The following is a 15,614-nucleotide window of genomic DNA, read 5'->3' on the forward strand; positions in this document are numbered from 1 at the left end:
AGCGGCATTATAGCTTTACAATAGGATTGAATAGGAAAAACAGATGGCAAAACGTTCACCAATTGTTGAAATGACTTCATATGGTATTTACTCTACATGGGACTCTAGTTCGAAAACGCTACCTAAAATTCAAGAGTTTACGACCAACGTTACCGCCGATGAACATGTGGAATTTGGTTTCACTGTCAATATTAAAAAGGCGAAAGGTGAACGAATCCAGTTTTGTATTTTTCACCCCGGAATCATTGGTAAAAAAGGGCAGGTATTAGAACCTTTTGACGGGGAAGAGCATATCAATAGCAACGATTGGGATTTTTATTTAGGCGATACGATTCAGTTGCTTCATCCAAGCGAAGGACTAGAGAGCAATTTGGGTGAATGGAAGATGGAAATGTCGTTACAAGGAAAAGTGGTAGCGGAGAAAAAATTCAGAGTGATGGCAAGAGACGAGGGGCAGTTTTGGAAAAATCGCGGCTTCTAGTGACCATCCGACTGAACAGTTTTGTACATAGAGTCGATGATAAGCAACGTTTAATTGAACTCGCGGGTAGTCTGAAGTGCCAGTTGAAGCGTATCCGACGATCTCGAAACTGGACGTTAATTGGTCAGCCTCAATCACTGACTCGATTTGCTCTTGAATCGGATGTAGGTTGGATTGCTGTCGCTGTGGATAAAGTGTTGGCGGAGTATAAATCTCCCATTCAGCAGGTATTGGAGAAAAATCCGGATGTCACGGTCGCTGAACTGATGCATGAATCGGGTTGTACCTTGAAGGAAGCGCGAAAAGCTATCGATGACCATGAAGGTTTATAGTCAATGAAGGTTTATAGTTAAAAGATTTCTATTGTTTCAAATGAAAATGCCAGTTTCACAATTTCGAATAGAAACGGTGATACTGGCATTCATGTATTAGCGACACAGGCTTTTTACTACCCAAGTCATGCTATGGTCGTAGTAAATCCCTGACCTTTTGATGATTACTCTGAAACGTAAGTAATCACAAAATCGGTAATTTTTACCATATCGTCAATCGCAATGTATTCTTCAGTGGTGTGCACTTTCGCCATACCTGTTGAAAGGTTCACAGTGGTTAAGCCTTTCTTATTGAAGTTATTTGCGTCACTACCGCCGCCAGTGTGTTTGGTTGCCGCCTCAATACCATTTTTTGCAAACGCCGCTTTGACTTGCTGAACGTGTGCGTCATCTTCGGCGATAACGAATGCGTTATAAGCTCGTGTCGATTCAATCTCAACGGTTGCGCCAAACTTTTGAGCTGAAGCTTCGAAAGTTTCAACCATGTGTTCAACTTGTGCAGCAAGTTTGTCACCGTTCAAAGAGCGAGCTTCGGCGATGACCGTTAGCTCAGGCATGACGATGTTTGTTGCTTGACCGCCATTGATCATACCGATGTTTGCCGTGGTTTCTTCATCAATGCGCAGTAGTTTCATGTTCATGATAGCGTCAGCAGCAACGCTTGCCGCGCTAATGCCTTCTTCTGGAGCGAGACCTGCGTGAGCGGGACGACCAGTGATTTTTGCGATGATTTTTTGTTGACCCGGAGCACCAGTTACAATGCTACCAATGGCGCCACCGGTATCAAGAACGATCGCTTTGTCTGACTGGATGAATGACATATCAAAGTATTCAGAGCCGAACAAGCCGCCTTCTTCGTGAACAGTGAAAGCCACTTCAATAGTTTTATGTTCAAGGTTTTGCTCTTTAAGGCATCGTACCGCTTCCATGACTGCTGCAATACCAGATTTGTCGTCGCCACCAAGAATCGTGTTACCTTTCGAGCGAATAATGCCGTCTTCGATAATTGGCTCAATGCCAATACCTGGAGACACGGTATCCATATGGGCGCTAAAAACAATGCTGCCTTCAAGAGTGCCTTCAAGTCGACCGTACACATTAAAGCCATTGGTGTACTTTTCTGGGACGGGCAGCTTGCTAACGGTAAAGCCAAGCTCACCTAGTTGCTCTGATACCGCTTCTGCGATGGCTTTTTCGTTGCCAGATTCACTGTCGATTTTTACTAGTTCAAAGAAATGGTTGACCAAACGGTCCGTATTTACATGGGTCATAGGATTCTTTCAGGTTTAGAACAGGGAGGATTACTTTACACCCTATGTTTACGTGCTAGACCTGAGATAAATCAAAAAAAACGCCGCATTTCAGATTTTGTGCCTAGTTTTGAGAAGTTTTTTGTTTCGAAAATTGGTAACAAGCTGCCATTGTAGTAGAAACGATCAATGTGCTGCCTCCCCATTGCAATAACGATAGAACTTCATTTAGGAAAAACACCGAAAAGAGTAATCCGAATAATGGCTCGGTAGCCATGAGTAATGACGCATGGCTTGCACTGAGAAATCTCACGGAGTAATTCTGTATAAAAAATGCCAACAACGTACAGGCTAGTGCAAGGTATAAAAGATAAAGGACTTGTTCTACCCCAAATAAAGCGAGCATCTGCATCGTTTGGCTCGCATCAGATTGAACAATAATGAGCCCAAACATTGACAGGGTAACGACGCTGAGCTGAATAAAAGTGACCAATTCCAAACTCAGAGCCTCATCGCTCAATGCTTTGCGACAGACCACCACCATAATAGAGCGTAGGATCGCTGCAGTCAGTATCAGCATGACACTGTCGTTGAGGATGATGGCATTCCAATCTGTGTTTGATGCTAAGGCGATGCCTACTACACCTATAAAACAATACAAATAGATTGATACCGGCAGGGTGGCTTTGAGCCAAATACGCTCGACAAATGGGGTAAAGAGTACGCAAAGGCTAATAAGTACCGCGACTTCACTCGCTTGAGTTAACATCACGGCCCAAGTTTCGGTGATGAAAATACCCGTAAGAATAACACCGGTTGTTGTACCGACCGCCAGATAGCGACGAGGTAAGGCTAAGAAGTCAGCCACCGCATTTTTTCTAATCAGAATCACTCCAAGCACTAGGCTGCTAATAGCAAAACGCGCAAATAGTAGTTGTTCAAGTGACATGAGATCCAGTAACTTTTTTGATACCCCGTAGCTGGTTCCCCACATAACAGAAACAAGCAGTAGCCCTAATATGGCAGTATTTGATGGTAAATAACTTGCATAATGTCGGTTGATTGGCATTTGTACAACATTCCCTTGTTAAATATCTTCCTGCTTATGCTAACTTATGAATTACAAAGTAATAATATCTCCAGTAATCAAAGGAGTGATGACCGGTGGACACAAATAAATTGATGGGCCTCTTACCCGACATTGCCGCGTTTGTCGTGGTGGTTGAATCAGGAAGTTTTACAGCAGCTTCTCAGCGTCTCGGTGTGACGCCATCTGGAGTGAGTCGTCAGGTCAGTCGGCTAGAGTCAGCGCTAGCGACCGATTTGCTCGAAAGAACGACACGTAAGCAGGTCACTACAGACGCAGGTAAGGCGGTTTATGAATTTGGCAAGAAGATCATGGAGGCCGCCACTGATATCTCAGTGATCACCAGTCAAGGTGACCACGAGGTAACGGGTGAGTTGAGAGTCGCTGCCCCAAAAGCCTTTAGTCGTCATATTTTAGAGCCACTATTGCTGTCCTTTTTGAGGCGGTACCCCAAGGTCAAATTAAGGCTGTTTGTCAGCGATGAATTTGTCGATCCGTTCGGTCATAATTTAGATATTGTTTTTGAACTGACGCATTTACCACGTGAAAATCTTGTTGCCAAAAATTTGGGCAGTATTAAAACCGTGCTATGTGCAAGCAAAACGTATTTGCAGTTAAATGGTATACCGTTTGAACCCAATCAATTATTACAACATCAATGCTTATTTTTAAATGAATCGCCGAATGATAATCAGTGGATTTTTACTCGCGGCGACGATGTTGTGAAAGTGCAGGTAGATGGTCCGTTCAGTGTGAATCATTCAGAGATGAGACTTAACGCGGTAAAGCAGGACTTTGGGATAGGGGTGTTCCCAGAGTTTGTTGCACGGGATGCCTTACTAAAAGGAGACGTGCTTCCGGTGCTTCCTGATTGGGAAATAAACTCAAGATATCAGGGATTGGTGGTGATGCAGTTTCCACAATCCAAATATATGCCAGCACGTAGACGAGCTTTTATCGACTATATTGTTGATGCGATGGCGGAGCAGTCGACGTAGCCAGTCATCGCCTATCCTGTAGATAGTTTGATGGAGCGCATATCGTGATGAAAGCGCGCCATTGTTTCTGAAGTAGGCTGTTTAAGCTTATGATATCAAATCTTTAATTAGGTAAAGCGTTGTGGGAAATCACTAAAAATACCATCAACGCAATTGCGTAGCTTGAATGACTTGGGATTGTTGACGGTGTAGCACCAAATAGAGACATGTTTGTCTCTTAAAGCATTAACATGCCTTTGGTTTAGCCAGCGGTAGTTTAAGTGGCAACTAAATGCTTCCACATCGTCGATCAATTGAAGTAGCTTTTTATTGAGCCTGTTTCCTAATACGCCAAGCTTGATGCCCAGGTTAGCGGAGTAGAGTGCACGCATAACGCTGGCGCTAAAGCTTGAAATGAGTAGCTGTTCACGGTTAATGGTACTAGTGGCAAGTGCTTGTTCGAGTAATAACACAACGTGTTGAGCATCATGGGTGTCTATCTTGATTTCCAGATTGATGTAAAGTTGGTTTTCTTCACAATACTGTAACAAGGTCTCTAACGTCAAAATGGGTTCAGCGCGATACTGTTCACCTTTCCATGCACCAAAATCGAGTTGCTGTAGCTGCGCAAGCGATAATTGATCGACGCGACCGCGTCCATTGCTGCAGCGATCAACCGTATGATCATGGCAGATCACCAGAATGTTATCCTGACTGGGCTGCACATCCACTTCGACCCAATTAAAACCAAGTCTTTTGGCTTCCTTGATACTAATTAAGGTATTTTCCGGATGGGTTCCCGCAACGCCACGGTGTCCAGCGACAATTAAGCTCATATGTTAATCCTATTCTTGTGCGATTGAGCTGCGTCAGTCAATTTGGTCATTCTATGGCTTAACTGGATGAACGACAATTGAAAAATCCGATTTAAAACGAAGGGAAACATGTCAAATAAAGGGATTATGTTGCGGAGTTGTAAATAAAAGGATATCTTACCGAAAGAGATTAGACCAGTTGAAGATATAATGAAAATACACAATATAAAAGGGTATATACAGCAGATATATTTAGTTGAATATCCAGATAAATTGTTACTACTCGATGGCGCAAGCCGAGCAGACGTTAGCACAATATGTCAGTTTATTACTCAAGAGTTGACTCGTCCATTGAACGATCTAAAAGTGGTGGTGGTCACTCACATGCATCCTGATCATGCCGGCGCTGCACATCGTCTTCGAGCGCTTTGCGGCTGTGATATTGTCTCTTCAAAACAATCACATCAATGGTATCGAGGCGTTGACGGTTTTTTTATGCACCTTGCTGATCTTTCGTTAGCGTGGTGGATGGCGAGTCGTATGGGAAAGCCTCGAAAGAATTTATGGTATAAGAAATCTCTTTCCCCACAATATAGTGTTGTGGACGGTGATCGTCTCCCTAACTTTTCTGATTGGCAGGTCATTGCTACTCCTGGTCACACAGATCGGGATATCTCTATCTACCATGCGGGACAGGCGGTGATATATGTGGCGGATCTTATGGTGCAAGTTAAGCAAAATTTGGTGGCGCCATTTCCAGTGTTTCACCCTAATCAGTACAGGGCGTCGATCAAAAAAGTGTATCAACTGAATGCAAAACAAGTGCTATTAGCGCATCGTAGCGCCGTAATTTTTGACGAAAAGGCAATGGAGCATTTGCTGGATACGGCGCCAAGAACGCCAGTGACTCACTGGCGAGTAGTGAAAATAAAAGCCAAAAAATTATTTAATGGGCTATCTAATCGTTTTTCTTGGTCTTGACCTGGGCTTTATCTTGGTTTGGAAAAATAAGTGAGTTGGTATCGAACCCAGCTTTATCGGCTATCTGGATATAGTTATCTAACGCTTCTTGAGGGAGAGTTGGACTGCGGGATAGAAGCCAGAAATAATCCAAATTGTAGCCACTCACTAGTGCGACCGAGTAGTCATCCTCAAGATAGTAAACCACATAACTTCCGTAAAAAGGACCAAAAAAAGAGACCTTTAGATGGCCGATATCAGGTGTATCGATAAACTTAGCTTTTCCTTCCGCTTCAGACCATTCGTTTTCCTCACTGTCCCAACCACGATTGACCACTTTTACTGAACCATCTTCATTGATGGAATAGAATGCTGACACATTGTCTAGACCACGTTCAAAGCTGTGGTCCAGACGAGCAACTTCATACCACTGCCCAAGATAACGATTAAGTTCAAATTGGCTGACAGGCTGTACGTTGCTAGGCATGCCTGTACAGGCGGCTAATAGAGCAATCGATCCAAGTACGATTAGCTTACGAAAATTAAGATTCATCTACGTTCCTTATTTATGAATACTTCTTTTATTATAAACGTTTAAGTGTAATATCGATCAGAATACTCAACAAATATTGCATAAACCTCTTAATACGCATACTCTCTTTGACGGTCTCAACGTCAGATCTGGCTCCAAAGGTAATCACAATTCATGTTTGAAATATTTCTCGTTCTTGCAATGCTGGTCGGTTTGTTCTTTGTCGCGCTTAAATTTTTCGTTAAACAAGAAGACACCAAAACTTATCGATATAAGGCAAAGGGGCCCATATTATCGGCGCCTCAAACCGCTTTTTATAATGCATTAAGAGAAGCCGTTGGTGAGCATGGATTGATATTCACTAAGGTTAACTTGTCCAATGTGGTTACTCCGACCCAAACTACCAACAAAAAGCAGTGGTACATTGCCAACAACGTGATAGCGAAAAGCTATTTCGACTTTGTAATTTGTGACCCACGAACACTGCAACCTAGGGTGGTGATTGAATATGATGATGGTCAAAAGTTGCATCAAGGGAAAATAGAACGTCAAAGACTGATTATGCAAGTCTGTAAATCTGCGGAGCTACCGTTGATTGGTGCCAGTGTTAAGATGAGCTACCAAGTAAGTAAACTACGCCGTCTTATTGGCGCCCACATCGATCTTATCGAGCCAGAGAAAGAAGTTCGATTCTGCAAGCGTTGTGGTAGCCCAATGAATATCAAAACCGCAACGCAAGGTAATTTCAAAGGACGTCGATTCTTTACCTGTAGTCGCCAACCATTGTGCCAATACACAGAAAACTACAACGTTGTGTTTGAAGATGACTCGGAACGCCAGTAGGTACTATAAAGAAAACGGAAATAGTTGAAATTTCAGGGACAAAAGCACAAAAACAGAGCGAACTGGTGATATAAGCGCCAAACAACATCAAAAATACAAAAATGTGCTTGCACCGCCTAATGTCTCTCGTTAATATCTTCCTCGTTCTAAGGAATAACGCCCGCTTAGCTCAGTTGGTTAGAGTACTTGCATGACATGCAAGGTGTCACTGGTTCGAGTCCAGTAGCGGGCACCACTTCCTAAGTTTACCTTTGAGGTTAGCTGTTAATAGAATATAAAATATGCCCGCTTAGCTCAGTTGGTTAGAGTACTTGCATGACATGCAAGGTGTCACTGGTTCGAGTCCAGTAGCGGGCACCAAATTTAATACAAAAAAGCCCACTTTATGTGGGCTTTTTTGTATCTGCAATATCACTGACACCTCACCATATCTTCGATACATCAAAAACGGACCATCGTGCGGGGTAAGTTCTTTTCCTTAGTCATTCAATTGCGTTAGATACCCGAATTGGGGGAGTATACGGATGGGGAAAATTAGATTAGCGTTGTTTGCTTATCGCAGTTTGACGAATTAGGGACCCACGGCATGAAAAGAGAACACAACTTGGAACAGTATTATGAGACGTATGGCGTTGGACGTCCCATCGTAATGATTCATGGCTCTTATGCGACAACATCAACTTGGAAGCGAATGCTGACGACTATCCCTTCTGGCTATCGTTGTATATTAATCAAGTTACCTGGCCACTGCGGTACGCCAGACCCCACAGATTTTGGTCAAGCAATGGTTGAAACTGAACTGAGCATTATTGAAGCCATTATTGAGAAAGAGTGTGATGAGCCGATTCACCTTATTGGCCACTCCTATGGTGGTGTTGTGGCGTTGGCGTTGGCACTAAAGGGGCCGGTGAAACTGTCTCAGTTGAGTTTACTTGAACCTGTTGCTACGTGGGTGCTTGAATTAGAAAATGATCAGGTGATGCTCACCGTGATCGAAGAATTTTTAAAAGATTATCGATTGTCTGTTGAGAAAAAACAATCTGATGCATGCGGCAAAGTGATCGATTTTTGGAGTGCAAATAGCGAATTTTCGCAGTTTCCAAGCGAAGTAAAACAAAAGATGGCAACATTGGTAAGTAATAATCTCCGCCATTGGGACATTTGCACCACGGTTCCCGCTGCAGCATACAATTTAGCGTCGATGACGGTGCCGACGGATATTCTTGTTGGAGGTCTGTCAAATAATGCCGCTCACGCTATTGCTGCTCACCTAAACGCCTTACTACCCAATGCCCGATACTGTGAAGTCCCCGGCGCGCGCCATAGCCTAGTTGTCACTCATGCCACGGAGTGTGCAGAGGTGATGTTTCCTAAAAGGGCGACACAGCACAACTGATACGAAAATGCTCATTGATTTGGCTTGTGTAAGGCAAAATCAATGAGTTATATTTTTTTGACCTCCAGAATTTTAGCAAGCGCGGCTGTTTAACTTCCGTTAAGTCGTCTTTCTTTTTTGCGACATACTGACTAATACCAACTCATTTCATGTACTGCCATCTGCGGTGAAAATTATTACTCCGATCCCTAATTTCGATCTTCTATACCCTAAAGGCATGCCAAGTATGGCTTCATTGTTATGGTAATGGGTGGAGTATCGAGATTGTTAATTCAATGCCAAATATTACAGTCGGTGCGTTCTAAGACATTCTAGATATCGGTTGTGAGGATGAATGATAACTAACTTTCTTGTTTAAGGTCTATGTTATGTTATAACATTACACTTTGTTTTCAATAACAACGTTGAATTAGGGAAAATGCAGTACTTTTCAAAACTATCTTATCTGGCTATTAGTATCGCCAGTATCATTTCAAATCAATCAGTTGCGAACGAGAAATCAGTGGATGAAACTCACGTTGTCACCGCAACTTCATATGAAAAAAAATTGTCAGACGCTCCAGCCAGTGTTTCGGTTATTACCGCCGAACAGTTGGAAATGATGCCATATAACAATCTTTCAGATGCACTGATCAATACAGTTGGCGTGAATATTGCGGACATCGGTCAAGGCCGAAAAGGTATTGAAATTAGAGGTATGGATACGTCTCAAACGCTCATTCTCATAGACGGTCGCCGTACCAGTCGAGCATCTGATTTGATGGGGCACGCTAACGTTGAGTTGCAAAATATTCCGGTATCAAATATTGAACGTATAGAGGTCATTAAAGGTCCGATGTCGGCATTGTATGGCTCGGATGCTTTAGGGGGAGTCGTTAATGTCATTACCAAGCCAATAACGAATGAGTGGCAATCTCTTGTCACTATGCATGGTGGTAGCGGGGTCTCTGATGGCGGAAATAGATTTAATGGCGAACTGCAGACTTCGGGTGCGCTAGTTCAAGATAAGTTGTTTATGAAGCTCGCTGCGGGCAGCTATTATCGTGGTTTAGTAGAGAATCGTTACGATCCTAATGAAACGGACATATCGGGGAATCGCAACAAATACATTGATGCGCAAATCAAGAGTATTATTACAGAACAGCAAGAGTTGGATTTCATGCTTCGCGTAGCGCAGCAGCAGACATGGTATGACTATCTCATCACGAGTGGCAACGGTGCAGGTGAAGAGACTCGCAGCACAACAGATTACGATACGCTCGACTATTCCATTACTCATTCTGGATATTGGAATCACTTCGATACTCAGTTCCGAGTCTATGGTTCAAGTGTTGAACAAACTAATAATAAAACCGTTGGAGATGCGAATACTTCCAACAAAGTGGATGAGAATATTATTGATGGTCAAGGTCAATTTAACTGGGGACCTCATCAGTTAACGCTCGGTGGTCAATGGCGTCATCAAAACCTTAAGAGTGCGGATTTAACCTCCGGAGAAGGGTCGATGAGTCAGGGGGCCTTATTCGCTCAGGGCGACTTTGAAATCACCGAGTCGGTTTCGTTTCTTGCAGGAGCTCGATTAGATGAACATTCAGAATTTGGTTCAAATTTTTCACCACGAGCGTATGTCGTGTATACCCCAACTGATGGTTGGACGCTAAAAGGCGGTTACGGGGAAGGTTATAAAGCACCAACAATTAAGCAGTTATCTCCAAAATATCTGAGTATGGGTTCCGGCCGCCCCTTTGACATTATTGGTAATGAGGATCTTAAGCCTGAAAAGAATAAAAGTTATGAGGTTTCTGCGGAATACAACGCCAGTCGCTGGTCGACGGGTTTAACGTTGTTCCAAAACAACATTGAAAACTTAATTGTTACGCAGTGTGTTGAAGGTTGCCAAGGTCGCCCAATGCCAGGCAAAACCATTTACCAATATATGAATGTCGAGGAAGCGGATATTAAAGGGTTGGAATGGCAAGGGCACCTTGATATTACTCGCTCCGTTTATATCGACGTTAACATGACGTTGCTCGATGCAAAAGATGGTCAGACTGGTGAGGAAATTGAGAATAAGCCCGAGTCACAAGCTTATGCAGCGTTGAACTGGCAAGCTCTTGAAGCGCTCACAACCCAAGTCTCGGTTAGACACGTAGGTAAGCAAACGTATGAATCGAGCACTTTACCTGATTATCAAGTCTACAATCTCGTTGCAAAATATAGCCAAGGTGACTTTTTAGGTTCGATTGGAGTCAACAACCTTTTCGATACTTATTTGCAAGATCGCTCAGAGCTATTTACTTATGCGATTCAACCCAGAGAAATCTATTTTAAAGCGGAGTATCGCTTCTAATTATGATTACTCGATACGTTTTAGCACGGCTGCTCATTGCAGCGTGCTTTTTTGCTGCTACTGGCAGCAGTATGGCCGCCAATATTGTGTTGTTGCATACTGATTTCGTCTCCAACAGCAAAATAAAGCTGTTGTCCGAAATCGCCCGTGATAATCAAGTTGAGCTTATTGTAACAAAGAGGCTGTCTTCAGAAATCCTTACTAATGCTGAGCTCGTGATCGCCGATGCGCCACGCACTCCAGACAAACTGCGGTTGCAACCATTAGTAAACGAGTTACCCAATGATCTGCCTTGGATGATACTTGGCAATCAATCACAAAGCGCGTCTGAATTCCTTTCTGCCGAATTAGTTGAAAAAACCGCAGACTATTGGCATAACGGGACGAAAGAAAACTATGTGCATTTATTTAAAATGATTCGTGCGTGGCAAAATAAAGAGAGCATTGTTTCTTTTCCTGCGGCTCAAAAAGTGCCTTTGAACGGTATTTACTATGACCATGAATATGTCACAGACTTGTCCAAGCGCCTTGGATCTGAAACCGATACCAATAAACCCATCGTAGGACTTGTGATTAGCCGAAGCGTCTTTACGGACCAAGAGTTTAATTATCTAGAGCGAATGACTCGGCTAGCAAACGAATCTAATGTGATCCCTGTTTTTTATTGGTTTGATGGACGAAGCCAAGGTTTAGATTGGCCATGGCACGACATTAAGCCAACAGCGTTGGTCAACCTCACTCATCTTCATAACGGAAAAGATCGCATTGAGGAAATATCAAAGCTTGATGTTCCAGTGATTCAAACGCTCCATTATCGAACGGGCGATGCCAAGTCCTGGCAACAGAGTGAGGTTGGGGTTGATGCAGGTATTGCTTCTGTCATGCTTTCCACTACCGAAGCATGGGGATTTACCGATCCACTGGTAATCTCTGCTGGTAATGATGGTAAGAAGCAGGTGATTGAGCCACAAGTGGCACTTTTGTTCGACAAAATTACGGCCATGTACCGCCTGCAAACCAAGTTAAACCAAGATAAATCCATTGCAGTTATGTACTGGAATGCGCCCGCTGGTGCAGAAAATATCTCGGCATCAAACCTCAATGTTCCTAGAAGCATTCAAAGTATTTCGTCGGCGTTAAACACCAAAGGCTACAAGGTGGATACGTTAAATGAGCAACAGTCTATCGAAGATGCTAAGCAGCTACTTTCAGGCTATTACCAACCAGATACAACACTAGAATTGCTCAATCGGGGTTATGCGGCCAGTGTTAGCCTTGATGACTATTTAGAATGGTTCAAACATCTACCTATATTTCAGCAGAAGTTTCTTCTTCGCTGGTGGGGAGATCCTGCACAACACACCGCTTTAAGAGAGGTAGATGGCAAGCAAGCGTTCGTTTTTCCAGTGAAACGATATGGGAATCTCGTGGTATTGCCTCAACCTCCACGAGCCGGCACTGTTGGTCATGCGATCCACAATACTAAAGAGCCGCCCGATCACCTCTATCTTGCGGTCTACCTTTGGTTGCAGCAGCAACACGAAAGCCAGAAGCTTGATGCGCTTATCCACCTTGGTACCCACGGTTCTCAAGAGTGGACACCTGGGAAAGCTCGAGGACTTTCAGCGAGTGATTTTCCATACATAACACTTGGTGCGGTTCCAGTTATTTATCCTTATATTCAAGACAATATTGCTGAAGCGTTGCAAGCGAAAAGACGTGGACGCGCGACGATTATTAGCCACCAAACGCCGCCATTTGGACCCGCAGGTCTTTATGGCGATTATGTTGCTCTGAATGGGTTGCTTGGTGATTACCAAACAGCGCCTGAAGGGGCAGTCAAAGACAAGTTACAGCAACAAATTACCGAGCAAATATTAGCATTGGACATTGCCGCTGACATGGGGATGACGAACGACGTTATTCACAGTCATTTTGACGAGGCTGCTGGTGCACTTGAATCTCATTTTGAACGCTTGGCGGCTGATGTTATACCTTTAGGTCTCCACAGTTTTGGGATCGAGAAATCTCATCAAGAGGTGATTTACACGATCTTACTTCAGCTTGGGGATGAGTTCATTGAGAACTTCGAACCTTCAGCCTCCGCATTTTGGCAGCAGTTTGATGGAGACTTAAGCACGCTTGACTCAACGGTGCCAGCCCAATGGATAGAGGGTATCATTCAAGGCGATCTCGAGCCTAGCGATGAGATGAACGGCTATGCCGATATGGTTAAGCTACGTTACCCAAAACTTGCGAATAACGATGAACTAAATGGCCTATTAAATGCACTGGACGGCCGTTATGTCTCGCCAGGAGCAGGTGGTGATCCAATTCGTAATCCTAATTCCACAAGTGGTACCAACTTGTATGGTTTTGACCCAGCCAAGATTCCAAGCGCTGCTGCTTATGCTGCGTCTGAAAAGGAACTGAAGAAATTAATAGCAGCACATGAAGATGAAAATGGTGAGCGGCCTGAGAAGATTGCATTTTCACTTTGGGCAGGAGAAACGCAACGCCACTTTGGCATGCTTGAAGCTCAGGTTTTAAGAGCGCTTGGGCTAGAACCTATTTGGGACAGGGGCGGTAACCTTAAGCAATTAAAAGTCATACCAGCTGAAGCGCTAGAGCGAGAGCGTATTGATGTCGTCATCCAAGCGACATCTGTTTACAGGGATCAATTCGATGGATTTATGCGTAAGCTGTCCACAGCGATTGAAGAGATTGCTCAGCTTGAGGATAACAATGCTATTGCTTTAAATAGTCGGTCGGTTGCTGATGAGCTGATTGCAAAGGGCTACAGTAAACTTGATGCACAGCGTTTTGCTTCGGTTCGTATTTTTAGTAATGCACCTGGTGATTATGGCTCGGGTGTTAACCACAAAGCAATTCAGTCACAAACATGGGACCACGAGGACGCGCTTGGAAAGCAGTTTGTCAGTCGTTTGCAATACGCCTACGGTGGCGGTATGTGGGGAGAGAAGCAAAGCGATATTAATTTATTTGCCTATCAACTTGCTGATGTTGACGCTGCGATCATGACGCGTAGTAGTCGTCTTCATGGTGTATTGTCGACCGATCATCCTTTCGAATATCTTGGTGGGCTATCGAGTGCGATCCGCACGGAGTCCGGTGAAGCTCCCTCTTTGTATATAAGCGATTTGCGTCAGGCTGAGGGGCGCACTGTTACTGCGAGCCAATTCTTGGGCGAAGAGCTTAACGCACGGTATATGAACCCTACTTGGCTTAAAGCGATGAAGACGGAAGGGTACTCGGGTGCAATCAATATGCTTGATGTCACTAATAATATTTTCGGTTGGCAGGTTACTGCGCCGGAGACAGTTCGAGATGAGCAGTGGGAGCGATTAAGTGAAGTTCTGATTGATGATAAATACCAACTCGACCTGAATGAGTGGTTTGAGAGGCATCAACCAGCCGCGCAAATGCAAATTATAGAAAGAATGATGGAAGCGGTGCGCAAAGGATACTGGCAGGCATCAGAAGAGAGACTTCGTTCATTGATTGCACGCCATCAAGAGCTAGCCCCCATGGTTGAACATCATCAAGCCCATGAGATTACCCAACGTTACCTAAATGAACTCGCAGCCGGCTTTGGAATGTCTGGTAGTGCGAGCAGTTCAGAGCAATCTGAAACGGTATCGGGAAACATTATGAAAGAGGTGGATAACGTCGAACTGCCGAATGCAGAAGATACGAAGTTGCTGCTACTGATTCTATTTTCACTGGTTTGCGTCGCCTTTGGTGCGTTGAGTCAGTACAAACAAATGAGAGATTAAACCAATGAACCAAATAGAAACCCTTGTCTACCAGTTTTCAACGCTGTTTATGCAGCCCATTATGTTATTGGTACTTCTCATCGTGTTGTACTCTCTATACAGCCTGGGGCGTTTTCTTATGGAGTTTTTGCAAAGACGCTCAAGTACGTTCAATTCGAGCCTAGTGCGTTATGCACAGCGTACCCAAAACTATTCTGGCGAACATCTCGAACTCAGAGTGATAAAAGAGCTAGAACCTTTACGTCTTATCAGTCGCTCGGGCCCTATGCTTGGCCTAGTCACTACCATGATTGCCATTGGTCCTGCGCTAGTTGCTATGGGGGAAGGTAATATAGAAAAAGTGGCGGAAGAGATGATCGTAGCCTTTTCCGCTTCTATCCTCGCACTTATTGCCGCAAGTATAACCTTTACGGTGATGACGGTTCGTCGCCGCTGGTTATTAGAAGACATGGTTCGTATTGAGGTGAAATCTGAGCAATGAGATTTTTAGAAGCAGAAGACGCAGACGATCCTATCTTATCCATCGTCAATATGGTTGATTTATTCGCCGTTGTAATGGCTTTTCTTATGATGCTTAACGTGACAGGAGCGCAATTGCCAGAGAATAGCATCTTAGTCGAAAACCCAGGTGAAAAAGACATGCGGATAACCATTAAGGACGGAGAAACTCTTACGCGTTATGAAAGATCGGAAGAGATGGGAGAAGGAACCGGTACTATTGCGGGGCAAACCTACAAACTGGACGATGGTCGGTTGGTATATGTACCGGAGTAACTGTCAGGATTGACGGAAGA

At 43.9% G+C, this 15,614-nt stretch carries 14 protein-coding genes and 2 tRNA genes; 12 read left to right on the forward strand and 4 right to left on the reverse strand.

Translation table 11 applies throughout. The features are described from left to right. Positions 1-43 precede the first annotated feature (43 nt). Together M9196_RS09265 and M9196_RS09270 are read left to right on the forward strand one after the other, a co-directional pair. Entirely contained in the window at positions 44-481 is a 438-nt protein-coding gene (locus M9196_RS09265; protein WP_250617254.1) for a DUF3859 domain-containing protein, read from the forward strand. Further along, a complete protein-coding gene (locus tag M9196_RS09270) occupies positions 460-813 on the forward strand; it encodes a ribosome recycling factor family protein (protein ID WP_250617255.1) in 354 nt (117 codons plus the stop codon). Before M9196_RS09265 ends, M9196_RS09270 begins: the two co-directional genes overlap by 22 nt. Positions 814-977: 164 nt before the next feature. On the opposite strand, the gene M9196_RS09275 is transcribed toward M9196_RS09270, so the two are convergent. Together M9196_RS09275 and M9196_RS09280 are read right to left on the reverse strand one after the other, a co-directional pair. Beyond that, positions 978-2,084: a M20/M25/M40 family metallo-hydrolase gene (locus M9196_RS09275; protein WP_250617256.1), complete on the reverse strand. Its 1,107-nt coding sequence runs from the start codon at positions 2,082-2,084 to the stop codon at positions 978-980. A gap of 103 nt (positions 2,085-2,187) precedes the next feature. Then, complete coding sequence (locus tag M9196_RS09280) at positions 2,188-3,132, reverse strand: DMT family transporter (protein WP_250617257.1); 945 nt, start codon at positions 3,130-3,132, stop codon at positions 2,188-2,190. A 95-nt stretch (positions 3,133-3,227) separates the two neighbouring features. Between M9196_RS09280 and M9196_RS09285 the strand changes: the two genes are divergently transcribed. Further along, positions 3,228-4,148 carry a LysR family transcriptional regulator gene (locus tag M9196_RS09285; protein ID WP_250617258.1) on the forward strand — a complete coding sequence of 307 codons (921 nt, stop codon included), beginning with the start codon at positions 3,228-3,230 and terminating at the stop codon, positions 4,146-4,148. A gap of 107 nt (positions 4,149-4,255) precedes the next feature. Here M9196_RS09285 and M9196_RS09290 read toward each other — a convergent pair whose 3' ends face one another. Then, positions 4,256-4,963, reverse strand: coding sequence for a glycerophosphodiester phosphodiesterase family protein (locus M9196_RS09290; RefSeq protein WP_250617259.1), 708 nt, complete (start codon positions 4,961-4,963; stop codon positions 4,256-4,258). Positions 4,964-5,152: 189 nt separating this feature from the next. Between M9196_RS09290 and M9196_RS09295 the strand changes: the two genes are divergently transcribed. Next, complete coding sequence (locus M9196_RS09295; RefSeq protein WP_250617260.1) at positions 5,153-5,923, forward strand: MBL fold metallo-hydrolase; 771 nt, start codon at positions 5,153-5,155, stop codon at positions 5,921-5,923. Here the strand turns inward: M9196_RS09295 and M9196_RS09300 are convergent. Beyond that, a complete protein-coding gene (locus M9196_RS09300) occupies positions 5,901-6,455 on the reverse strand; it encodes a lipocalin family protein (protein WP_250617261.1) in 555 nt (184 codons plus the stop codon). The genes M9196_RS09295 and M9196_RS09300 overlap by 23 nt on opposite strands. A gap of 153 nt (positions 6,456-6,608) precedes the next feature. Here M9196_RS09300 and M9196_RS09305 point away from each other — a divergent pair, with 153 nt between their 5' ends. The 8 genes from M9196_RS09305 (at position 6,609) to M9196_RS09340 (ending at position 15,594) form a co-directional block, all read left to right on the forward strand. After that, positions 6,609-7,277 (forward strand): DUF2726 domain-containing protein, encoded by a 669-nt coding sequence (locus M9196_RS09305; RefSeq protein ID WP_250617262.1) that lies wholly within the window; start codon positions 6,609-6,611, stop codon positions 7,275-7,277. Positions 7,278-7,435: 158 nt separating this feature from the next. After that, a tRNA-Val gene (locus tag M9196_RS09310) sits at positions 7,436-7,512 on the forward strand. Positions 7,513-7,560: 48 nt separating this feature from the next. Continuing rightward, positions 7,561-7,637 (forward strand) — tRNA-Val (locus tag M9196_RS09315). A gap of 226 nt (positions 7,638-7,863) precedes the next feature. Continuing rightward, positions 7,864-8,673 (forward strand): alpha/beta fold hydrolase, encoded by an 810-nt coding sequence (locus M9196_RS09320; RefSeq protein WP_250617263.1) that lies wholly within the window; start codon positions 7,864-7,866, stop codon positions 8,671-8,673. A gap of 502 nt (positions 8,674-9,175) precedes the next feature. After that, positions 9,176-11,023, forward strand: a complete 1,848-nt coding sequence (locus M9196_RS09325) for a TonB-dependent receptor plug domain-containing protein (RefSeq protein WP_250617264.1) — start codon at positions 9,176-9,178, stop codon at positions 11,021-11,023. A gap of 2 nt (positions 11,024-11,025) precedes the next feature. Beyond that, positions 11,026-14,820 (forward strand): cobaltochelatase subunit CobN, encoded by a 3,795-nt coding sequence (gene cobN / locus M9196_RS09330; protein WP_250617265.1) that lies wholly within the window; start codon positions 11,026-11,028, stop codon positions 14,818-14,820. A 4-nt stretch (positions 14,821-14,824) separates the two neighbouring features. Continuing rightward, positions 14,825-15,301 (forward strand): MotA/TolQ/ExbB proton channel family protein, encoded by a 477-nt coding sequence (locus M9196_RS09335; RefSeq protein WP_250617266.1) that lies wholly within the window; start codon positions 14,825-14,827, stop codon positions 15,299-15,301. After that, complete coding sequence (locus tag M9196_RS09340; RefSeq protein ID WP_250617267.1) at positions 15,298-15,594, forward strand: DUF2149 domain-containing protein; 297 nt, start codon at positions 15,298-15,300, stop codon at positions 15,592-15,594. The genes M9196_RS09335 and M9196_RS09340 overlap by 4 nt, the downstream gene beginning before the upstream one ends. Positions 15,595-15,614: the final 20 nt, after the last annotated feature.

The sequence above is a fragment of the Vibrio methylphosphonaticus genome (assembly GCF_023634655.1).
In the GTDB taxonomy this organism is placed as follows: Bacteria; Pseudomonadota; Gammaproteobacteria; order Enterobacterales; family Vibrionaceae; genus Vibrio; species Vibrio methylphosphonaticus.